Source organism: Streptomyces sp. NPDC101181, from assembly GCF_044767975.1.
Taxonomy (GTDB): domain Bacteria; phylum Actinomycetota; class Actinomycetes; order Streptomycetales; family Streptomycetaceae; genus Streptomyces.
This window is the reverse complement of sequence record NZ_JBIWOX010000006.1, coordinates 194,041-214,250: the sequence shown is the minus strand read 5'-3', so window position 1 is coordinate 214,250 and position 20,210 is coordinate 194,041. Positions and strand designations below refer to the sequence as shown.

At 71.4% G+C, this 20,210-nt stretch carries 17 protein-coding genes; 11 read left to right on the top strand and 6 right to left on the bottom strand.

What is annotated here, in order from left to right; all coding sequences use genetic code 11:
* Positions 1-5 precede the first annotated feature (5 nt).
* Entirely contained in the window at positions 6-1,052 is a 1,047-nt protein-coding gene (locus ACIRRU_RS12060; RefSeq protein WP_403678989.1) for an iron-siderophore ABC transporter substrate-binding protein, read from the bottom strand.
* 359 nt (positions 1,053-1,411) lie between these two features.
* Between ACIRRU_RS12060 and ACIRRU_RS12055 the strand changes: the two genes are divergently transcribed.
* Positions 1,412-1,906, top strand: coding sequence for a MarR family winged helix-turn-helix transcriptional regulator (locus ACIRRU_RS12055; RefSeq protein ID WP_403678988.1), 495 nt, complete (start codon positions 1,412-1,414; stop codon positions 1,904-1,906).
* A 96-nt stretch (positions 1,907-2,002) separates the two neighbouring features.
* Here ACIRRU_RS12055 and ACIRRU_RS12050 read toward each other — a convergent pair whose 3' ends face one another.
* Positions 2,003-3,034, bottom strand: coding sequence for a hypothetical protein (locus ACIRRU_RS12050; protein WP_403678986.1), 1,032 nt, complete (start codon positions 3,032-3,034; stop codon positions 2,003-2,005).
* A 327-nt stretch (positions 3,035-3,361) separates the two neighbouring features.
* On the opposite strand from ACIRRU_RS12050, the gene ACIRRU_RS12045 reads away from it, so the two are divergent.
* Both ACIRRU_RS12045 and ACIRRU_RS12040 read left to right on the top strand, forming a co-directional pair.
* Positions 3,362-4,891, top strand: coding sequence for a cryptochrome/photolyase family protein (locus tag ACIRRU_RS12045; RefSeq protein ID WP_403678984.1), 1,530 nt, complete (start codon positions 3,362-3,364; stop codon positions 4,889-4,891).
* Between the two features lie 195 nt (positions 4,892-5,086).
* Positions 5,087-5,533, top strand: a complete 447-nt coding sequence (locus ACIRRU_RS12040) for a cold-shock protein (protein WP_403678982.1) — start codon at positions 5,087-5,089, stop codon at positions 5,531-5,533.
* A gap of 89 nt (positions 5,534-5,622) precedes the next feature.
* Here the strand turns inward: ACIRRU_RS12040 and ACIRRU_RS12035 are convergent, their stop codons facing one another.
* Together ACIRRU_RS12035 and ACIRRU_RS12030 are read right to left on the bottom strand one after the other, a co-directional pair.
* The gene (locus tag ACIRRU_RS12035) at positions 5,623-6,672 is read right to left on the bottom strand and encodes a FecCD family ABC transporter permease (protein ID WP_403678980.1); all 1,050 of its coding nucleotides are present in this window, start codon (positions 6,670-6,672) and stop codon (positions 5,623-5,625) included.
* Positions 6,669-7,742, bottom strand: a complete 1,074-nt coding sequence (locus ACIRRU_RS12030; protein ID WP_403678979.1) for a FecCD family ABC transporter permease — start codon at positions 7,740-7,742, stop codon at positions 6,669-6,671. The genes ACIRRU_RS12035 and ACIRRU_RS12030 overlap by 4 nt, the downstream gene beginning before the upstream one ends.
* A 121-nt stretch (positions 7,743-7,863) precedes the next feature.
* Here ACIRRU_RS12030 and ACIRRU_RS12025 point away from each other — a divergent pair, with 121 nt between their 5' ends.
* Both ACIRRU_RS12025 and ACIRRU_RS12020 read left to right on the top strand, forming a co-directional pair.
* Positions 7,864-8,925: an ABC transporter substrate-binding protein gene (locus ACIRRU_RS12025; protein WP_403678977.1), complete on the top strand. Its 1,062-nt coding sequence runs from the start codon at positions 7,864-7,866 to the stop codon at positions 8,923-8,925.
* 237 nt (positions 8,926-9,162) lie between these two features.
* Positions 9,163-10,149, top strand: a complete 987-nt coding sequence (locus ACIRRU_RS12020) for an aldo/keto reductase (RefSeq protein WP_403678975.1) — start codon at positions 9,163-9,165, stop codon at positions 10,147-10,149.
* Positions 10,150-10,228: 79 nt separating this feature from the next.
* Here the strand turns inward: ACIRRU_RS12020 and glgC are convergent, their stop codons facing one another.
* Together glgC and glgA are read right to left on the bottom strand one after the other, a co-directional pair.
* Positions 10,229-11,446 (bottom strand): glucose-1-phosphate adenylyltransferase, encoded by a 1,218-nt coding sequence (gene glgC, locus ACIRRU_RS12015; RefSeq protein WP_403678973.1) that lies wholly within the window; start codon positions 11,444-11,446, stop codon positions 10,229-10,231.
* A 38-nt stretch (positions 11,447-11,484) separates the two neighbouring features.
* Positions 11,485-12,648: a glycogen synthase gene (gene glgA / locus ACIRRU_RS12010; protein WP_403679141.1), complete on the bottom strand. Its 1,164-nt coding sequence runs from the start codon at positions 12,646-12,648 to the stop codon at positions 11,485-11,487.
* Between the two features lie 488 nt (positions 12,649-13,136).
* On the opposite strand from glgA, the gene ACIRRU_RS12005 reads away from it, so the two are divergent.
* From ACIRRU_RS12005 to ACIRRU_RS11980, 6 genes are all read left to right on the top strand, one after another.
* Positions 13,137-13,871 (top strand): MerR family transcriptional regulator, encoded by a 735-nt coding sequence (locus ACIRRU_RS12005; protein WP_403678971.1) that lies wholly within the window; start codon positions 13,137-13,139, stop codon positions 13,869-13,871.
* 196 nt (positions 13,872-14,067) lie between these two features.
* Entirely contained in the window at positions 14,068-15,999 is a 1,932-nt protein-coding gene (locus ACIRRU_RS12000) for a S9 family peptidase (protein ID WP_403678969.1), read from the top strand.
* A gap of 213 nt (positions 16,000-16,212) precedes the next feature.
* Positions 16,213-16,434 (top strand): hypothetical protein, encoded by a 222-nt coding sequence (locus ACIRRU_RS11995; protein ID WP_403678968.1) that lies wholly within the window; start codon positions 16,213-16,215, stop codon positions 16,432-16,434.
* Positions 16,435-16,833: 399 nt separating this feature from the next.
* Positions 16,834-17,457: a hemerythrin domain-containing protein gene (locus ACIRRU_RS11990; protein WP_403678966.1), complete on the top strand. Its 624-nt coding sequence runs from the start codon at positions 16,834-16,836 to the stop codon at positions 17,455-17,457.
* Positions 17,454-18,455 carry a hypothetical protein gene (locus ACIRRU_RS11985; protein ID WP_403678965.1) on the top strand — a complete coding sequence of 334 codons (1,002 nt, stop codon included), beginning with the start codon at positions 17,454-17,456 and terminating at the stop codon, positions 18,453-18,455. Before ACIRRU_RS11990 ends, ACIRRU_RS11985 begins: the two co-directional genes overlap by 4 nt.
* Positions 18,456-19,049: 594 nt before the next feature.
* Positions 19,050-20,192, top strand: a complete 1,143-nt coding sequence (locus ACIRRU_RS11980) for an NAD(P)-dependent alcohol dehydrogenase (RefSeq protein WP_403678963.1) — start codon at positions 19,050-19,052, stop codon at positions 20,190-20,192.
* Positions 20,193-20,210: the final 18 nt, after the last annotated feature.

Below are 20,210 nucleotides of genomic sequence, written 5' to 3'. Positions count from 1 at the left end.
CGAAATTACTTACCAGCGGTCTTGACAGCCTCGTCGATCAGCGGCAAGTAGCGCTCGATCGTCCACGGCACGGTCAGCGGGTTGATGATCGAGGACGCGGTGACGAAGGAGTTGTCGTCGCTCGCGACGACGGCCCCCTTCTTGATCGCGGGGATCGCGCCGTACAGCTTCTGCCCCTCGATCTCCTTGCGGTTCTTCTCGTCCGTGTAGAACGTGAAGACGACGTCGCTGTCCTTCAGCTTCTCGGCGTTCTCCAGGCCGATGAGGGCCGAGTCGGTGCCGGGGGTCTCCTTGAAGCCGTTGACGACCGGGTCGACCTTCAGGCCGAGCGAGGAGACCATCTTGACCCGCTGCTCCTCGGGCTTGAAGACGCCGAGGGTGCCGGGGCCGGAGTTGTAGATGTAGGAGAAGGAGACGTCCTTGTAGCCGGGCCGGGTGGCCGCGGCGTCGGCGAGCTGCTTCTCGATCTTCGTCTTGAGGCCCTCGGTGTCCTTCGTCCGGCCGAGGGCCTTGCCGATGATGTCGATCTGCTGGTCCCAGTCGGTGCTCCACGCCTGCTCGGGGTAGGCGACCGTGGGGGCGATGTCCTTGAGGACGTCGTACTGCTTCTGCGTGATGCCCGACCAGGGGGCGAGGATGACGTCGGGCTCCAGCTCGGTGATCGCCTCGAAGTCGATCTCCTCGCCGCCGGTGAACTGCTGGGGCAGCTTGTCGCCGGACTTCTTCACGGCTTCGCTGATCCAGGGAAGGTACCCGGACTTGTCGCTGCCCCAGGCATAGCTCTCGATGCCGACCGGGGTCTGGCCGAGGGCTATCGCGGTCTCGGCGGAGCCCTGGCCGAGGGTGACGATACGTTCGGGCTTCTCCTCGATCTTCGCGGTGCCGAGCGAGCTCTTGATGGAGACGGGGAAGGCGCCGCCGTTCTGGGCCGTGTCCTTCGCGCCGTCCTCGCCGCCACCATCCGACGAGCAGCCGCTCAGGGCGACGACGAGAGTGACGAGGGTGGCCGAGGCGGCGAGGGTGTGGCGACGGACACGGGGGAAGCCGGGCATGGAGGGTCCTCAGGTTGGCCGAGCGAGCGAAGGTTAGGCAACCCTAAGCTAAATTTTCGGCAGCTCCAACCACACCTCCTCCGCGCGCACAGAAAACGACGTGCGAGACCATCGCCCGGCAGGCAGTCCGGGAACGGATGATCTTCAGAAAGATGACGCACGGAGGGCTCTGACACCTCGGGCCGCACACCCCCGACCGGCGGTGACAGGCGAGGATGCCGGCACCCGGACACCCGAGGGGCCTTCGGACACGGCAGGCCGTTCGGTGATCTCGCCGCTAGGCTGGGCCGGGAAACGTTCTGGCCAGGAACTGTCTGACGCCGGATGGCTCGCCGCCCTGAACCGCCGGAGGAGCAGTCATGACCCCCGCACAGCCCGCGCGCCAGACTTCGCCCGGCCGGGAACCGGAGGCAGGGGGGCGTGCCCGCTACTTCGCCACGCTGGCCCAGGAGCGCCCCGACATCGCGATCTGCCGAGCGGCGGCCCAGGCGGCCCGCACGGTCGACGAGGAACTGTCCGGCCATCGCCTGACGGCGGCACAGCACCTGGTGCTGAAGATGCTGGACGCCGTGGGGCCCTGTTCCCAACAGGAGTTGAGCGAGCAGCTGCGCATCGACCGGAGCGTGATGGTCGGCTGCATCGACGGCCTGGAGGGCTCCGGCCTCGTACGGCGCGAGCGTCACCCGCGGGACCGCCGGGCCTATGCCGTGACCCCGACCCCCGAGGCGGGACCGGCGCTGGCGCGGGTGGAGGGCGGGGTGCCGCAGCTGCTGGACCGGGTCTTCGGCGCGCTGACGGCGGCCGAGCGGCGGACGTTGACCCGGCTGGTGGGCAAGATCCTCTCCGCGAGCTGACGGCCCTCGGCTCCCGGCCTCGCAACGCGTACCGCAGTGCGCATACCGCGACACGACGATTGTGCGGCGCAGGGCCGTGGCGGGAGAGCGGGCCGGTCAGTGCCCGTGCGGGACGGATTCGGCGTCCCTTGGGGCGGACTTCTCCGGGGTGGGCTTCTCCGTGGTTCCGGCACCGGCACCGGCGTGGACGGTGAAGGCGGCTGTACGGACCTTCCCCTCGTGCTGGAAGTCGAGGAAGAGGCGGTAGGCGCCCTTGCTCGGAGCCGTCGCGGTGAAGGAGATCTCCGGCCCCGGCTTCGTCCGGCCGTCGCCCGGCTCCCCGTTCGGGTGAACGTGCAGATAGGCGAGGTCGCCGGCGCGCAGGGCGACGAGGTGCCCGTACGCACCGAGGTAGGGCTGGAGGTCGGTGACCGGCTTGCCGCCCTTCGCGACGTTCAGCTTCAGCTCGCTGCCCGCCCCCGGGTTCAGGGTCCCGTCGAGCGTGACCTCGTACCCGTCGACGGTCACTGTCTCCGTGGCGCGCGGCAGCGGCTCGGGGCGCGTGTCGCCCGCGACGGAGAGGTCCGCGCCGAGGGTGAGGCCTTCGGCGTTCTTCACGTCCGGGGTGAAGTCGGCGAAGACCCGGTAGCCGCCCGCCTCCGGCAGTTCGACGGGCGTGGACCACGTGCCGCCGGCGGCCCGGACCGGGTGCAGATGCCGGTAGGTCGTCAGGTCGTCCGACGCGACGATCAGATGCAGTTCCTTGCCGTGTTCGCGGCGGAACGCGGTCACGTTGCGGCCGGTCTCCTCGTCCACGACGGCGAAGCTCAGTTCGGCCCTCCTGTCCGCCTCGACCATCGGCGTCCTGAGGTCGAGGGCGAAGCCGCCCTCGGAAATCTGGAGCCCGCCGGGCAACTCCGCCTCTCCCCCCACCCGCCGCCCCTCCTCGTGGTGACTCCCCTCCCCCGACTGCTCGTCATGGCTCCGCTCCCCCGTCGGTGACTCCTTCGCCCCATGGACGTCGCCGTGCCGGGGCGGCTCCTTCTCCTCGGTGATCACGGGGTCCATCGCGCCACCCACCGCGTACGCCGTCCCGAAGGTCGCCGCGAGTGCCGCCGCGAAGGCCGTGATCTTGAGGCCGGTGTTCATGACGCACTCCCTGGTCGGGGTCGCCGGGTCGCGACCACACGTCCGACGATACCCCCTAGGGGTATAAAGTCAACCGGGATCCGAATCCGCGAGGGATACACCCCAGGGGTATAGGAGGGGCCGCTTCCCCGCCACCCATGAGCGGGACGTCCACGCCCCGGTGTCCCGGCCCCGCAGCCATCCGCCGGAGCCTCACCGGACCGCCGAACCGACGTCACCGCACCAGCCGTGGCGTGGCGTCCCCGCCCCCGCCGGGCGTCGTCCCTAGCGTGGAGGGAACCGCCCCAGCCCCCGTCCCCGATCGAACCGGCAGGACAGAACCCCCTCATGGCACCACGAACGCACTGGCTCTTCGGGGACCAGCTCGGCCCCCACTTCCTCGACCCGCGCCACGGCGGACCGGACGAGGACGCCCCCGTCCTGATGATCGAGGCCCGGTCCGTGTTCCGCCGACGCCGCTTCCACCGGGCCAAGGCACACCTCGTCCTTTCCGCGATGCGGCACCGGGCGGCCGAACTGGGCGACCGCGTCCGCTACGTACAGGCGGAGACCTACGCGCAGGGACTGGCGGAGGCGAGGGACCGCAGGAGAAAGGACCCGCCCCGGCTGACCGTCCACCACCCGACGTCACGCGCCGCGCTGACGTTCGTGTCCTCACTGGACCAGGCCGAGATCGAGATCCTGAAGCCCCGTGGCTTTCTGCTGGATCACGCCGAGTTCGCGGAGTGGGTGAAGGAGCACTCGGGTGGCAGCCTGCGGATGGAGGGCTTCTACCGGTGGACGCGCAGGCGGCACGATCTGCTGATGGAGGGCGGCAGCCCGGCCGGTGGGACGTGGAACCTCGACCACGACAACCGCGAGCCGCCGCCCAAGAACCGCTCCACCCTGGGCGTCCCCGAGCCGTGGAGCGCGACCGAGGACGAGATCGACGCGGAGGTACGCCACGACCTCGACCGCTGGGAGCGCGACGGGGACGTCTCGTTCGTCGGCCGCGACGGCCCGCGCCGCTTCCCGGTCACCCGGCGGGAGGCGCTGGCCGCGCTCCGGCGCTTCGTGTCCGAGCGCCTCACCGACTTCGGCCGCTACGAGGACGCGATGCTCGCCGCCGATCCGGTGATGAGCCACAGCCTGCTGTCCGTACCCCTCAACCTGGGTCTGCTCGACCCGGCCGAATGCGTCGAACGGGCCGAGAATGCCTGGCGCGAGGACGGTGCTCCGCTCAACAGCGTCGAGGGGTTCGTCCGGCAGATCGCGGGCTGGCGGGAGTACGTGTGGCAGCTCTACTGGCACTTCGGTGAGGACTACCGCACCCGCAACTCCCTGCGCCACACCGCGCCGCTGCCGGACTGGTTCCTGGAGCTGGACGCCGACGCCATCACCGCCAACTGCCTCTCCACCGTGCTGGCCCAGGTCCGGGACACCGGCTGGACCCACCACATCCCGCGCCTGATGGTCCTCGGCAGCCGCGCGCTCCAGGACGGCTGGGAGCCCGCGGCCGTCACCGACTGGTTCCACCGCTGCTTCGTGGACGGCTACGACTGGGTGATGCTCCCGAACGTGGTCGGCATGTCGCAGTACGCGGACGGCGGCCTGATGACGACCAAGCCGTACACCTCCGGCGGCGCCTACATCAACAAGATGAGCGACCTGTGCGGCCCCTGCGCCTACCGGCCCACGCACCGGACCGGCGACCACGCCTGTCCGTACACGGCGGGCTACTGGGCCTTCCTCCACCGCCACCGGACCACGCTGAGCGCCAACCACCGGATGGCGAGAGCCGTCAAGGGCCTCGACCGGCTGAAGGACCTCGACGAACTCCTCGACGCGGCCGAGGACCGTGGCGACCTCGCTCCCTGAGACCGGGCCGCGGGACGCCGGAGGGTGAACGGGCGAGGCACGGCACCGGCGCCGGACAGTCGACGCCCAGCACGCCGGCCGCGGTCGGCGCCCGCGGTCCTCGCGCCGACCGCGGGGACGCGGCTACGCTCGCCGACGGAATCTTCGGGCAAGGGGCCCGTGGGGGCGCTGGGCCCCGTTCCGCTGGGAGTGGTCATGGTTGTTGGTCGTGTGGTGCGTTTCGACAGTGCGCGCGGGTACGGGTTCATCGCGCCGGAGAGCGGCGGGGACGATGTGTTCCTGCACGTGAACGACATGCGGGTGTCCGAGCACTACGTGCGTCCCGGTGTCATGGTGGAGTTCGAGATCGAGGACGGTGAACGCGGCCCGAAGGCGTCCGCGGTCCGTCTCGCCCCGGGCACGGAAGGCGTCCGTACCGCGCCGGGAGCAGAAGAGGGCCCGCGGACCGTGGCGGGAGCGGAGAGCGGGCAGTCCATCGCGTACGACGATTCGCTGTGCGACGTGCTGAGCGCGGGGGAATTCTCCCGGGAGGTCACCGAGGTCCTGCTGTCGTCGGCCCCGTCGCTGACCGGTCAGCAGATCCTGCTGGTCCGGGAGGGGCTGGCCCGGTTCGCGAAGAACCACGGCTGGACGGACGGCTGATCCGGCCGGGCCCGGCCTCCGGTTTTCCCCTCCGCTGACTGCCTCCGGCACGCCCTCCGCCCAGGGCGGGTCGGGGCCGTCGGCGGTGGTCAGTCCTGGCGCCACAGGAGCCAGAGCAGGTACACGCCTCCCAGGGCTCCCGTCACCAGGCCGACCGGGATCTGAAACGGTGCGAGTGCCCGTTGGGCCGCGTAGTCGGCCGTGCACAGCAGCAGGGCTCCCGTGAGGGCCGCCGTCCCCACGGGCGCCGCCGGGACGCGGGCGACGCGGCGCGCCAGTTGGGGGGCGGCCAGGGCAAGGAAGCCGATCGGTCCGGCGACCGCGATGGCCGTCCCCGTCAGGGCGACCCCCACGGCGAGGGCCGTGAAACGCACGTGCCGGGTCCGGATGCCGAGGCCCGCGGCGGTGTCGTCGCCCATTTCCATCATCCGCAGCGGCCGGGCCAGCGCGGCGGACACGGCGAGCAGGGCCGGAAAGGCGAGCAGGGCGGGCAGCGACTGGTTCCAGGTGATGGCGTTCAGGCTCCCGAAGGTCCAGGCCTTGGCGCTCTCCGCCGACTCGATGTCGGCGCGGGTGATGAGGTAGTCGTTCACCGATGCCAGCATCGCCCCCATGGCGATACCCGTGATGATCAGACGGCTGCCGCCGCGGGTTCCTCCGCCGGCCGACATCACCTGCACGAGGACGGCGGTGGCCAGGCCGCCGAGCACCGCGCCGCCGCCCGCGCCGATCCCCGTACCGGCGCCGCCGACGAGCAGGACGGTCAGGGCTCCGGTGGTGGAGCCGGTGGTGAACCCGATGATGTCGGGGCTGCCGAGCGGGTTGCGGGTCAGAGCCTGGAAGAGGGAGCCCGCAAGTCCCAGGGACGCGCCGACCACCAGGGCCGCGCACAGGCGGGCGAGGCGCTGGTCGATCACGATGAAGCGGTCCGTGGTGCCGCCCCCGCCGCCGAAAACGTCCAGCACCTGCCCCGCGGTGATGTGGTAGGTCCCGGTGAACACGCCGAGCGCACCCACCAGCAGGCACGCCACCGCCATGAGCAGTCCGGCCCAGCAGGCCCGCCGGGCGAACCGTACCGACCTGCCGCCCGGCAGCGACAGCGCCACCCGCCCCGCGTTCTGCTCGCTTCCCGTCCTCATGCGCCCACCGCCCTGCCGCGGTTGACGAGCCACATGAGGACCGGGGCGCCGACGAAGGCCGTCACGATGCCCGCCTCGATCTCGCCCGGCGGGGCGATCACACGGCCGACGATGTCGCTGGTGAGGACGAGGACCGCTCCGGCCGGGATCGCGTAGGCCAGGAGCCAGCGCACGTCGGGGCCCAGGAGCATCCTCAGCAGGTGCGGGACGACGAGTCCGACGAAGGCGATCGGGCCGGCCGCCGCGGTGGCCGCTCCGCACAGCAGCATGACCGAGATCATGCCGACGGCACGGACCGCCCCGGTCCGCAGCCCCAGCGCGGAGCCCTGTTCCTCCCCCAGGGCAAGGGCGTTGAGGGCGGGGCCGAGCGGCAGCGCGAGGGCGATCCCCACGGCCACGAACGGCGCGGCCGCGAGCAACGCGGGCTCTCCCCGGTTCTCCAGGGCGCCGACCACCCAGAAGCGGTAGGAGTCGAAGGTCGTCGCGTCGGACATCGTCAGGATGCCGGTGATCGCCCCCAGGGTGGCCGAGGCCGCCGCGCCCGCCAGGACGAGCCGGGTGTGCTGCCCGGCGGCCATGCCGCGCCGTGTGAGCCCATGGACGGCGAGTGCGGCGAGTACGGCTCCGGCGAAGGCGAACCACACGTAGCCCGAGGTGTCCGTCACCCCGAACAGGGAGATGGCCAGGACGACGGCGAAGGAGGCCCCCGCGTTCACTCCGGCCAGGCCGGGTTCCGCCAGGGGGTTCCGGGTCAGCGACTGCATCAGCACACCGGCCACGCCCAGCGCCGCGCCCACGACGCACCCCAGCAGGGTGCGCGGCATCCGCAACTGCCAGACGACGGCGGTGTCCGCGGCGCTCCCGTGGCCGGTCAGCGCGGCCCAGATCGCGTCGAGGGCGATGGTGCGCGACCCTACGCCGAGGCTGACCACCGCCAGCGCGAGGACCGCGCTCATACCGAGGGCCCAGCCCAGGGAGAGTTTCGAGTTGCGGGCGCGGCGCGTCCGGCGGGGCGCTGGTGTCGCCGGGGTGTGCCACGGAGCCTTCAGCGGCTCCGAAGTGGTCTTCACTGGTGCTGTTCTCTTCGATGGAGGAAACGTCCCGGGCCGGGCCACATCCCGGCCTGTCGTGTGACGCACCCCACCGGCTGACCGGCGGATACGTCACTTAGGTAAGCCTAAGCTATCGGGTATGACAAGATTCAACTACCCTCGGTTCGCGCGGTTCACCTCCGCCCTGGCCCTCGGCGCGCTGGTCACCCTCACCGGCTGCTCCGGCGGGGAGACGGACAGCGCGGGCAACAACGCCGCCGGGGGCGGCAGTTCCGCGGCGGCCTCGCCCGCCACCCCGACGGCCCCCCGCTCCGTCCCGAAGGGCATGGGCAGCGGCGAGCGGGACGGCGTCTTCCCCCGGACCGTCGCGCACTTCGAAGGCAGAACGGAGCTGAAGGCGGCCCCGAAGAGGGTCGTGGTCATCTCCACCGGCCAGGCGGACGCCCTGCTCACCCTCGGCGTCGTTCCGGCCGGCTCCACGCGCGGCGAGGGCGCCGGTCTGCTCCCCTCCTACCTCAGGAAGGCGTTCCCCCGGAACGCCGAGCAGCTCGCGTCCGTCGCCGACGTCGGCTCACGCTTCGAGCCGAGCCTTGAGGCCGTCGCGAACATCAAGCCCGACCTCATCCTGATGAACATCGCGGGCAAGGACGCCAAGAGCCTGTACACCTCGCTCAGCGCGCTGGCCCCGACCGTCGCCACCCAGGGAACGGGCGTGTACTGGAAGCAGGACTTCCTCCTGCTCGCCGACGCCGTGGGCAGGACACAGCAGGCGCAGAAGTTCCTGGACGCCTTCCACACCGATGCCGCCGCCCTCGGCGAGCAGGTGAAGAAGCCGGTCTCGGTGTCCTTCCTGCGCATGAACGGCAGCCGGCTCCGAGTCTTCGGGGTGCCGTCCTTCACCGGCAGCATCGCCGAGGACGCCGGTCTCCGACGCCCCGAGAGCCAGCAGTTCGACGAGACGTCCGAGGACATCAGCAACGAGCAGCTGGACCGCGCGGACGCCGACTGGATCTTCTACGGGGTCCAGGGCGGCGACACGAAGGCGGCGGCGCTCCGCAAAGCTCCGTTGTGGCCCACTCTTTCGGCGGTGGCCGGGAAGACCGCCGTCTCCGTCGACGACGACGTGTTCTACCTCAACACCGGCCCCACCGCGGCCCGGAGCGTGCTCTCCGTCCTCCAGAAGCAGCTCGGCGGACAGTAGACGGGGAGACCCGGCGGCCTGAGCCAGGCGGACGCCACCCGTGTCGCGTACACCGCCCACCGTACGGTTCGCCCGCACCGCCCGCCGTGCTGCCAGTCGGCCCTCCGGCACGGAACGTCCTACCGATGTCCCCACCGCCTTCGCCGGGCCTCCGGCGAAGGCAGGGGGCTCCGGCGGACAATGGCCTCGCGGCGCCGGGTACCGAGCTGGGCGCACGACAGCGCAAGGGAGCAGGCCATGCACACCCGCACTCTCGGACAGCGTCTGGAGGTCTCCGCCGTCGGGCTCGGCGCGATGGGGATGTCGCAGAGCTACGGCCCCAATCCCGGCGATCGCGACGACATGGTCAAGGTGCTGCGTACCGCGGTCGATCTGGGGGTGACCTTCTTCGACACGGCCGAGGTGTACGGCCCGTACGTGAACGAGGAGCTCGTCGGCGAGGCGCTGCGTCCCCTGCGCGAGCAGGTGGTGCTCGCGACCAAGTTCGGCTGGGACATCCGCGACGGCGTCAGCACGGGGCTCGACAGCCGGCCCGAGCAGATCCGCCGTGTCGCCGAAGCCTCCCTCCGGCGGCTGCGGACCGATGTGATCGACCTGTTCTACCAGCACCGCGTGGACCCCGGCGTACCCATCGAGGAGGTCGCCGGGACCGTGGGGGAACTCGTCGCCGAGGGCAAGGTGCGGCACTTCGGTCTCTCCGAGGCCGCCGCGGCCACCATCCGGCGGGCCCACGCGGTGTTCCCGGTGACGGCGGTGCAGAGCGAGTACTCGCTGTGGACGCGGGACCCCGAGGCGGAGGTCCTGCCGGTCCTGGCCGAACTGGGCATCGGTTTCGTTCCGTTCAGCCCCCTCGGCAAGGGGTTCCTCACCGGAACGGTCCCCGCCGGCACCTCGTTCGGTGAAGGGGACATCCGCAACCGTCTGCCGCGCTTCGAACGCGAGAACCTCGCGGCGAACCAGGCGATCGTCGACCACGTACGTTCACTCGCCGCGGGCAAGCAGGTCACGCCGGGGCAGATCGCCCTGGCCTGGCTGCTCGCCCAGCATCCGTGGATCGTGCCGATCCCGGGGACCCGCCGCGTCTCCCGGATCAGCGAGAACACCGGGGCCACCGCGGTCGCGCTCTCCTCCGACGAACTCGCCGCGCTCGACGGCCTGGCGGCGCGTGTCGGCGTACAGGGCGACCGCTACGACACGGTCCACATGGGCTACGTCGACCGCTGAGCACGGCGGCGCGCAGATCGCCCCCGCCACACAGCTGCGGCTACCGTCATCGCCATCGCCGGAGAGCGTCCAGTGGCTGCTACAGCACCGCCTGGCCCTTGCCGAGGGCGATCACGCCGTTGCGGGAGACGGTGTAGCGCTCGTGGTCCCGCTCGGGGTTGACGCCAATCGTCGCCCCGGGCGGGACGTCGACGTTCTTGTCGAGGATCGCGTTGCGCACGACCGCTCCCCTGCCGACGCGTACACCGTGGTGCAGCACCGAGCCCTGGACCACCGCGCCCTGTTCGACGATCACTCCGGGTGAGAGTACGGAGCCGGTGACCTGGCCGCGGATCACGCAGCCCGGACTGACGATCGACTCGCCGGCGATGCCTCCGGAGACGAAACGGGCCGGGGCCTGGTGGCCCGCGTGGGTGTACATGGGCCAGTGCCGGTTGTAGAGGCTGAACAGCGGCTGCTCGGAGATGAGGTCCATGTGGGCCTCGTAGTAGCTGTCCAGGGAACCCACGTCCCGCCAGTACCCGTGCTCGCGCCGGGTCTCGCCCGGCACGTGGTTCTCGTCGAAGTCGTAGACGTGCGCGGTCCCGAGCTCGGTGAGCATGGGCAGGATGGATCCGCCCATGTCGTGGACGGAGTTGTCGTCCTCGGCGTCCTGGTGGAGGGCGTCGACCAGGGCCTTCGTGGAGAAGATGTAGTTGCCCATCGAGGCGAAGACCTTGGTCGGGTCATCGGGCAGGCCGGGCGGGTCGGAGGGCTTCTCCAGGAACCGCTCCATGCGGGAGCCGTCGGAGGCCGGGGTGATGATGCCGAAGGCGGAGGCCTCCGAACGGGGCACCTTGATGCCGGCGACGGTCACGCCCGCACCGCTCTCGATGTGCCGCTCCAGCATCTGGCCCGCGTCCATGCGGTAGACGTGGTCGGCGCCGAACACCGCGATGTAGTCCGGCTGTTCGTCATGGACGAGGTTGAGCGACTGCAGGATGGCGTCCGCGCTGCCGAGATACCAGCGCGGGCCGAGGCGCTGCTGGGCCGGGACCGGCGTGACGTAGTTGCCGAGCAGGCTGGACATCCGCCAGGTGGTGGTCACATGGCGGTCCAGCGAGTGCGACTTGTACTGGGTGAGGACGCAGATCCTCAGGATGTTCGCGTTGACGAGGTTCGACAGGACGAAGTCGACCAGTCGGTAGGTCCCGCCGAACGTCACCGCGGGCTTCGCCCGGTCGGCCGTCAGCGGCATCAGCCGTTTGCCCTCTCCTCCCGCGAGTACGATCCCGAGCACCGAAGGTCCAGCGCGCATGGCCACTCTCCCCTGCTGAAACACCGAACCGTTCCGGACTACACGCTTTTGACGAACTCCTCGTACACCGCAAGAGTCCGTCGGGCGACCATGTCCCAGCCGAACTCACGCACCGCACGTTCACGGCCCGCCTCCCCCATCCGCCGGGCCCCCGCAGGGTCGGCGAGCACCTGACCGATCGCCTCGGCGAGATCCGCCTCGAACCGGTCGGGCTGGTCGGCCTCGTACGGCACGAGCAGTCCCGTCTCGCCGTCGGAGACGACCTCGGGGATGCCGCCGACCGCGGAGGCGACGACCGCCGTGCCGCACGCCATCGCTTCGAGGTTGACGATACCCAGGGGCTCGTACACCGAAGGACAGACGAACACGGCTGCCCTGCTGAGGAGTTGGATGACGTCGGGGCGCGGCAGCATGTCCGGGATCCAGTGGACCCCGTCACGCGAGCGGTCCAGCTCGCCGAAGAGTTCACGGAACTCCGCCTCGATCTCCGGCGTGTCGGGAGCGCCCGCGCAGAGCACCACCTGCACGGAGGGGTCGAGCCGGTGGGCGGCGCGCAGCAGGTGCGGGACACCCTTCTGGCGCGTGATGCGGCCGACGAACAGGACGAAGGGGCGGTCCGGATCGACGCCCAGGCGGTGCAGTACGTCGACGCCGGGCACGGGCCGGTACAGGCGGGTGTCGATGCCGTTGTGGACGACCCTGACCCGGTCGGGGTCCAGCCGCGGGTAGCAGCCGAGGATGTCGGCACGCATTCCGTGCGAGACGGCGATCACCGCGTCGGCGGACTCCACCGCGGTGCGCTCGGCCCAGCTGGACAACGCGTAGCCCCCGCCGAGTTGTTCGGCCTTCCAGGGCCGCAGGGGCTCCAGCGAATGGGCGGTCATCACGTGCGGGATGCCGTAGAGCAGTCCGGCGAGGTGGCCGGCGAGGTTGGCGTACCAGGTGTGCGAGTGGACGAGGTCGCGGCCTTCGAGCGCGGCGGCGATGGACAGGTCCACGGAGAAGGCGCGCAGCGCGTCGTTGGCACCGTCCAGCTCCCGGCCGGGCCGGTGGCGGATCAGGCCGTCCGAGGCCCCTTCGCCCCAGGAGTGGACCTGCAGATCGGTGAGCTCGCGCAACTCCCGGGCCAGGAACTCGACATGGACACCGGCGCCGCCGTAGACGTCCGGGGGGTACTCACGGCTCAGCAGTCCCACCTTCACGCCGGTCCCCCTCGTCTCGTCGATGACCTTCTGCCCTTGATGGTCACTCACCATGCGCCTGCGGGGAAAGAGCGCCGCGGCGCACCCTCCCTTGTCCCGGGAAGGTGCGATTTGCCCAGGTCGTGGCACCCGCGGCGACGGCTCGGGGCCGGACGCGGCACGCGGCGGGAAAGGTTTCCCGTCACGTGAAGGTTCTACGCCGAAGGGTGCCACACCGCCCGGAGGAACGCTGCGGCGGGGATCACTCCGGGCGGGACCGCCCCCGGGCGGGGGATCGGGGCGGCCGGGGATCCGGGCGGCCGGAACCGGCTGCCGGGACGCTCCGGCCGGGGTGGCTGCGGAGCGGCGGCGGAGTCGTTGCGGAGTATGGGTCACCGGTGCCGGGCGCGAACCGCGCCGGGTGCGCGTCGACGCCCTGTGCGGCGGCGCCCTGTTCACCGTGACCGCGTCGCGCGCCCGGCGCGGCCCCGAAGCGAAGGAGCGCGCCGATGCGCAGCAGTGAACTGGCCGAACTGGCCGGTGTCACCGTCCGTACCCTGCGCCACTACCACCAGATCGGGCTGCTGCCCGAGCCGCCGCGCTCGGCGGGCGGCTACCGGCACTACGGCGTCGACCACCTCGTCCGGCTCCTGCGCATCACCCGGCTGACCGCGCTCGGCGTGCCGCTGTCCGAGCTGCCGTCGGTCCTCGACGACTCCGCGGCCGCCGAGGAGCTGCTCGACGATCTCGACCGCCGGACGGCCGCCGAGATCGAACGGCTCACGGCCCGCCGGGCCAGCATCGCCGCGCTGCGCCGCACCGGCACGCCTCCGGACCTCGATCCCGCGCTCGCCGCCCGGCGCTCCGCCGACGCGGAGCAGTCCCCCGGCATGGCCCGCTACGAGCACGAGCTGCTGATCCTGGCCGGTCACCTGCTGGCGGACGACCCGGCGGGGCTGGCCGCGCTGTTCAGCGGGGCCGACGAGGACGAGGCCGCGTTCGCCGGGCTGACGGCGCGTTTCTACGCCCTCGACGCCGGGACTCCCGAAGAGGATGTCGCGGCCCTGGCCGACGACCTCGTCGCCCACCTCGTCCCCCTGCTGACACGGCTCGGCCCGCCCGCCCTGTTCGACCGGCGGGCCGCACGGCTGGTGGACCAGTTCAGCGAGCACGCGCTGCGGCCGGTGCAGCACCGCGTGCTGCGCCTGGTGCAGCGGCGTCTCGTCGCCCGGGACGGGAGCTGACGGCGCCCCTGCCGTCACCCTGGTCGCTCTGGTCGCCTGGTCACCTTCAGCCATGTGATGCACATCACAGCACCTCGGCTTGAGTCCGACGCGACGTCGGGGTCTGGACTCGGAAGGGCCCGCCGGACAGGAGCGTGTGCGCTCCGGTCAGCGGCGGCCTCCGCGTCCGTACCCCCGACCCGCCAGGAGGATCACCATGACCACCCCCTCCAGACTGATCCCCGTCGAGGAGCTGTTCGGCCCGCCCGCCCGCAGCCGGGCCGTCCTGTCCCCGGACGGAGCCAAGGTCGCCTACCTCGCGCCCTGGCGCGACCGGCTCAACCTGTTCGTCCGGGACGTGGACTCCGACTGGTCCACCCCCGACGACGGCCCGCACGCACGGCGCGTCACCTCGCAGACCCGCCGGGGCGTCGACGCGTTCTTCTGGTCCGCGGACGGCCGCCACCTGCTGTTCCAGCAGGACACCGACGGGGACGAGAACTGGCACCTGTACCACGCCGACCCCGCCCGGCCCGAGGAGCCCGCCGTCGATCTGACCCCGTACGAGGGCGTACGCCTCCTCGCGGTCACGCTCGCGCCCGACCGGCCGGAGATCGCGTACGTCCAGCTCAACAGGCGCCGCCCCGACCTCAACGACCTGTACGAACTCGACCTGGAGACGGGCCTGCTGGTCCCGGCCGCCGAGAACCCCGGTGACGTGGTGTCCTGGCTGCCCACCCCCGGGCGGCTGCTGGCCTTCACCCTGGAGGAGGGCGGCGACCACGTCCTGCACCAGTGGGACGGCGACGGGAAGCGGACGATCGCGCGCTTCCCGGGCACCGACGTCCTCCTGGCGGTGCTCCCCATCGCGCCCACACCGGACGGGACGGGGCTGTGGATCGGCACGTCACGCGGTTCGGACCGCACCTACCTGGCGCGCCTCGACCTGGAGACCGGCGAGGTGACCGAGGTGGACGGCCACCCGGTGTTCGACCTGGACACCCCTCGCCCCGAGGCCGACCCGCGCTTTCCGTCCTCGCTGATCCTCCACCCGCGCACCGGAGAGCTGCTCGGCACCCGTTACCTGGGGGCCCGCCAGGAGATCCACGCGCTCGACCCGCACTTCGCGTCCGTACTGGAGCGGCTCGCCGAACTGTCCGACGGCGACCTGAAGCACGTGTCCTGCGACGCCACCGCGCAACGCTGGGTGGTGGACTTCACCCACGACCGCGACCCCGATGTCACCTGGTTCTACGACCACACGACAGGACGGGCACGCCGCCTGTTCCGCCCGTTCCCGCACCTGGACCCCGATGAGCTGGCACCGGTCACCCCGGTCACCGTCACCGCCCGCGACGGCCTCGAACTGCCCTGCCACCTGACGCTGCCGCCCGGCGGCGGCGACCGCGATCTGCCGACCGTGCTGCTGGTGCACGGAGGCCCGTGGTACCGCGACAGCTGGAGCTTCGACCCGGAGGTGCAGCTCCTGGCCAACCGCGGCTACGCGGTGCTCCAGGTCAACTTCCGCGGCTCGACCGGATACGGCAAGGCCCATATGCGGGCCGCGATCGGCCAGTTCGCCGGGCGCATGCACGACGACCTGATCGACGCCCTCGACTGGGCGGTCGGGCAGGGTTACTCGGACCCGGGCCGGACCGCGATCTTCGGCTCCTCCTACGGCGGCTACGCCGCACTGGTCGGCGCCTCGTTCACGCCGGACCGGTTCGCCGCGGCGGTCAGCTACACCGGGATGTCCGACCTGGTGGATCTCGTCGAGTCGGTGATCCCCATCGCCCGGCGCGCCGTCGAGAACAGCTATCTGCGCTACATCGGCGACCCGGATGACCCCCGCCAGCGCGCCGACATGCTCGCCCGCTCCCCGATCAGCCGGGTGGACGACATCACCGCGCCGATGCTGCTGATCCACGGGGCCAACGACGTACGCGTGGACCGTCGGCACTCCGACCGCGTGGTCGAGGCCCTCCGCTCGCGCGGGGCCGAGGTCGAGTACCTGCTGAACGAGTCGGAGGGGCACTGGTTCCTCAACCCCGAGAGCAACATCCAGCTGTACCGCACCCTCGAACGCTTCTTCGCCGAGCATCTCGGCGGACGGGCCCCCGCCCGGCCCGGGACAGACGTCAGCGGCTGACCCGCCGGCCCGCGGATCCCGGAGCCGCCCCCGCCCTCCCGCCATCGCCCGTGCGTCGGGCCTCCGCCCGTACCCCTGGGCCGCGACGACCACCCTGTCGAGAGGCGGCCGGCCGACGCGTTCGAGGCGTTCCACGGCGTCACCGTCGCGGCCGTCGACCGGCTGATCTTCGCCGAAGTCCTCCAGGCGGCCCAGAGTTTCGCCGCCGACACGATGAGCGGGCTCGAACGCGACCTCGTGGCCGATACCGGCCGCCTGCTGGAACGGACCGGTCATGTCGCGCCCTGGAAGGAGAACGGGCTGACCCCGGCCGACCTCGCCCAGCACCTCTTCGACGCGTCGGCCGGGGCCAAGTACGAGTCCGCGAGCCTTGAGGAGTACCGGCGACGACTCCTCGTCGCCGTACGGATCGTCACCCGCTCCACCGAGCGGTGAAAGGCTGGTGCCTCCGGTCCCCGCGCAGCTCAGGAAGGGCCGGACAGCAGAGCCGCCGGCCTCACCGGCCGGCCGCGCCGCACGGCCGACCACGGTACGGTGGAGGTGCCTGGGCCTGGTGTGGTGGGTGCGTTTGCCTGACGCGGATCCGGACAGGTTGAGGGCGGCACGTTCGCTCCCGCCTCGGCCCTCGTCGCCGCGGTCCTTCCGGCCCCGGGGCCGATGAGCCGGGGTTCCGGCGCGAGCCCCCCGCGGGAAACGCACCGTTTTTTGGAAACAGGTGCCTCCTCACGCGGATCGGGCCGCACGCACGATCCGGTGGACAACCCAGTGACCGTCTTCCCGGCCTGGATGATCCCGTTCAAGAAAGGTCTGTCGGTGGAAGAACCTTCGCAGCACATGTCCAGAGCCGGCGTGGAGACCCGCCTCGGCCACGGCATGCACCGCGTGGCGACCAGCCTGCTCGTCGACGCCAGTGACCGTGCATCGGTACCGGCGGAGAACCTCGCGGTCTTCCGGGACTTCGTGGTGGCGAATCTGCGGCATCACCATGAGAGCGAGGACGCGTGGCTCTGGCCGATGATCCTGTCGGCCGCACCGGAGCAGAGCCAGGTGTTCGACGAACTCAGCCGGGAGCACGAGCGCCTGGACACCGCCCTCGACCGCCTCGCGCAAGCGGAGGTCGACGGCGGACCCCGGACCGGCCGCCCAGCCCTCCGCGATGCGGCCGTCGAGGTGCGGGACAGGGTCCACGCTCACCTGGAACACGAGGAGTCCGTCCTGTTTCCCGCACTCCGTGACCACATCACCCCGGACCGGTGGGACGCGTTCTCCCGCCGGGTGATCGCGTCCTCCCCCACGGTGGCCGGGCATCTCACGATCGGGCTGTTCGAAGAAGTGGGCACCCCGGAGGAGGTGCGGGCGGCCCTGGCGACCATGCCGGAGGACGTCAGCGCGCTCATTCCGGCCATGAAGAGCCAGGCCGCCGCCGACCTGCGCGTACTGCGAGGAATCCCGTCATGACCTCCACTCCCCTCCACTGGTCCGACACGACGCACGAGATCATGTCCGGAGACCTGAACGTCGCGGTCGCCTACGTCACCCCGGCCGGCGGCGCCGTCGTCGTCAGTGTCTCCCCGCTCGGTCTCACCGACCGGAGCGCCGGCCGGATCGGGTTCACGACCTCGCTCGGCTTCCCCCGGAAGCTGGAGCGGATCCTCGACAACCCCCAGGTCGCCTTCGCCTACCACACACGCGAACACGGCTTCGCCCGCCCGGAGGACTTCGTGCTGGCCCAGGGGGACGCGGTCGTCGACATGCACCCTTCGGCACAGCGTCTCGACGATGTCCTGAGCGCGACCGAACGCTTCTTCGGCCCGGGGAAGAGCGGCCGGATCTGGGACTGGCTGCTGCGCGAGTACCGCCGGGCCCGGGTGTGCGTCGATGTCGACGTCCGGAGGATCACCACATGGCCCGATCCGGCGGCGGACGGGCCGCACCAGGTCACCGGGGCCGCCTGGCCCGATCCCCCCGCGGAGCAGCGGCCGCCGCAGAAAGGCACAGCGCCCCGGCTCGACGTCGACAAGCTCGCTCGTAAGGTCGGCTCCCTTCCGCACCGGCTGCTCGCCTACCGCGGAGCCGACGGATACCCCGTCGTGGTGCCCGTCAAGATCACCGGACACGACCGCACCGGATTCCGCCTTCTGACGCCTCCCGGTCTGCTCCCGCCCGGCGGGAGGCGCGCGGGGCTCCTCGCTCACTCCTTCCGCCCCCAGAACGTCGGGCTGGCCATGACGACCTGCACCGGCTGGCTGAAGGTCCACGACGGTACGGAAGCGAGCTACGCCCCGCACACCGCCACCGGACTGGCCGCGCCGCCCAACCGCACGGTCCAGGCGCTGGGCAACGGGCTGCTGGCCAAACACGGTGTCCGGAAGGCCGGTCGCAACGGCACCACCGACCGGTTGCGGAAGGTCGCCGAAGCTCAGCGGCAGAAGCCTCTTCCCGACCACGGCGCCTGACCCGCGCCCATCGACGCGGCCATCGCCGTCCCTGCCCGTCGCGGTGTCGGGCAGGGACGGGAGGGCGGGGCCGCTCGGCGTTTGCTGGTAGTACACCGCCACGCCCACGGAGCCCACGGGATCGTCACGGGTGCGCTTCCACCCGTCTCCGTGGGCCATCGGCTTGTTCCGGAGTCCGCGAGCGGTGTTCTCAAAGTTCCCCGCGGCCCGCTCCGGCTCCCGCCCGGAGTGCGGTTCGGATGTGAGCCGCGGTCGGCGGCCATCCGGTCGAGATGAACTCGGTCCGTACATCGCCGTCGGCATTCCTGATGGCGGCGCCCTCTGCGATACCGCCGAAAGCCCTGGGACAAGACGCATCGGCGCCCTTCGGATGTGGCCCCGGCTTTTCGGGCCACCGGCGTCGAGGATCGCGCCCCGGCCGGCGTCACGACCGATACGGCGACGGATAGGACGGCCGATCCGCTGACACGACAGCCGACATAGGTTGAGTCGCGCGGAGCTCATGAACTCACCATTCCGTAAAGGAATACAGAGGTTCTCGGCACACCTTTCCCATCGCGGCGCCATGGGCGCCCCGCAGGAGGCACACGACGTATGACCACATCCGCACGCGCAGCCGTCGTCGAAACGCGGGACGGACCTTTCACGTTCCGGGAGATCGAGATCGAGGACCCGCGCCCCGACGAGGTACTGGTCCGCATGGTCGCGACCGGCATCTGCGCGACCGATGCCCACGTACGGGCGCAACGCATGGCCACCCCGCTCCCCGTGGTGCTGGGGCACGAGGGCGCCGGGGTAGTCGAACGGGTGGGGGCCGCTGTCACCACCGTCGAGCCCGGCGACCATGTCGTCCTGTCCTACCACTCGTGCGGCCGCTGCAGGCCGTGCGCGTCCTCCCACCCGGCCTACTGCGACGACGTCTGGGCGGCCAACTTCGCGGGAGCGCGCCTGGACGGCTCCAACGGCCTGCACGTCGCCCAGGGCACGGAGCCGCACGGTCACTTTTTCGGGCAGTCCTCCTTCGCGACGTACGCGCTGGCGCACCGGCGCAACACCGTGAAGGTTCCCCGTGACCTGCCTCTGGAGGTCATGGCTCCGCTGGCGTGCGGGGTGCAGACAGGGGCGGGAGCGGTCCTGAAGTCCCTCGCCGTACCGCCGGGGGCGTCCTTCGCCGTCTTCGGCGTGGGCGCGGTGGGACTGGCCTCGGTCATGGCGGCCCGCGTCACCGGCGCCACCACGATCATCGCCGTCGACGTGGACGCGAGCAGGCTCGCCCTGGCCCGCGACCTCGGGGCGACGCACACCGTCAACCCCGCCGAGGTCCGGGACCTGACCGGAGCGCTCCGAGCCGTCGAGGCACGCGGGCTGGAGTACGTCCTCGACACGAGCGGCCGCCCGGAGAACCTCGACGCCGGTGTCGGCGCCCTGGCTCCGCTGGGCCGGTTCGGTTTCGTGGCGTTCCACGAGGGCGGGGGCGCGTCGGTCGACGCGGGACGGCTCACGCTCGGCCAGTCGTTGCAGGGCATCATCCAGGGCGACGCCGTCTCGTCGCTGCTGATCAACGACCTCGCGCGGCTCTACCGGGCCGGGCGGTTCCCCATCGACCGGTTGCTGTCCTTCTACGACTTCCTCGACATCGACACCGCGTTCGACGACGCGGGTTCGGGCCGCGCCACCAAGGCGGTCCTCCGGTTCGCGGCACCGCGACAGCCGCCCCGTCCGACCGACACCCCGTAACAGAGAGGCATCCCGCAC

Excerpts from the sequence above, each read along its gene's own strand:
- ACIRRU_RS12060 (WP_403678989.1), bottom strand. The coding sequence starts at position 1,052 with ATGCCCGGCTTCCCCCGTGTCCGTCGCCACACCCTCGCCGCCTCGGCC.
- ACIRRU_RS12055 (WP_403678988.1), top strand. The coding sequence starts at position 1,412 with ATGACCCCCGCACAGCCCGCGCGCCAGACTTCGCCCGGCCGGGAACCG.
- ACIRRU_RS12050 (WP_403678986.1), bottom strand. The coding sequence starts at position 3,034 with ATGAACACCGGCCTCAAGATCACGGCCTTCGCGGCGGCACTCGCGGCG.
- ACIRRU_RS12045 (WP_403678984.1), top strand. The coding sequence starts at position 3,362 with ATGGCACCACGAACGCACTGGCTCTTCGGGGACCAGCTCGGCCCCCAC.
- ACIRRU_RS12040 (WP_403678982.1), top strand. The coding sequence starts at position 5,087 with ATGGTTGTTGGTCGTGTGGTGCGTTTCGACAGTGCGCGCGGGTACGGG.
- ACIRRU_RS12035 (WP_403678980.1), bottom strand. The coding sequence starts at position 6,672 with ATGAGGACGGGAAGCGAGCAGAACGCGGGGCGGGTGGCGCTGTCGCTG.
- ACIRRU_RS12025 (WP_403678977.1), top strand. The coding sequence starts at position 7,864 with ATGACAAGATTCAACTACCCTCGGTTCGCGCGGTTCACCTCCGCCCTG.
- ACIRRU_RS12020 (WP_403678975.1), top strand. The coding sequence starts at position 9,163 with ATGCACACCCGCACTCTCGGACAGCGTCTGGAGGTCTCCGCCGTCGGG.
- glgC (WP_403678973.1), bottom strand. The coding sequence starts at position 11,446 with ATGCGCGCTGGACCTTCGGTGCTCGGGATCGTACTCGCGGGAGGAGAG.
- ACIRRU_RS12005 (WP_403678971.1), top strand. The coding sequence starts at position 13,137 with ATGCGCAGCAGTGAACTGGCCGAACTGGCCGGTGTCACCGTCCGTACC.
- ACIRRU_RS12000 (WP_403678969.1), top strand. The coding sequence starts at position 14,068 with ATGACCACCCCCTCCAGACTGATCCCCGTCGAGGAGCTGTTCGGCCCG.
- ACIRRU_RS11995 (WP_403678968.1), top strand. The coding sequence starts at position 16,213 with ATGAGCGGGCTCGAACGCGACCTCGTGGCCGATACCGGCCGCCTGCTG.
- ACIRRU_RS11990 (WP_403678966.1), top strand. The coding sequence starts at position 16,834 with ATGTCCAGAGCCGGCGTGGAGACCCGCCTCGGCCACGGCATGCACCGC.
- ACIRRU_RS11985 (WP_403678965.1), top strand. The coding sequence starts at position 17,454 with ATGACCTCCACTCCCCTCCACTGGTCCGACACGACGCACGAGATCATG.
- ACIRRU_RS11980 (WP_403678963.1), top strand. The coding sequence starts at position 19,050 with ATGACCACATCCGCACGCGCAGCCGTCGTCGAAACGCGGGACGGACCT.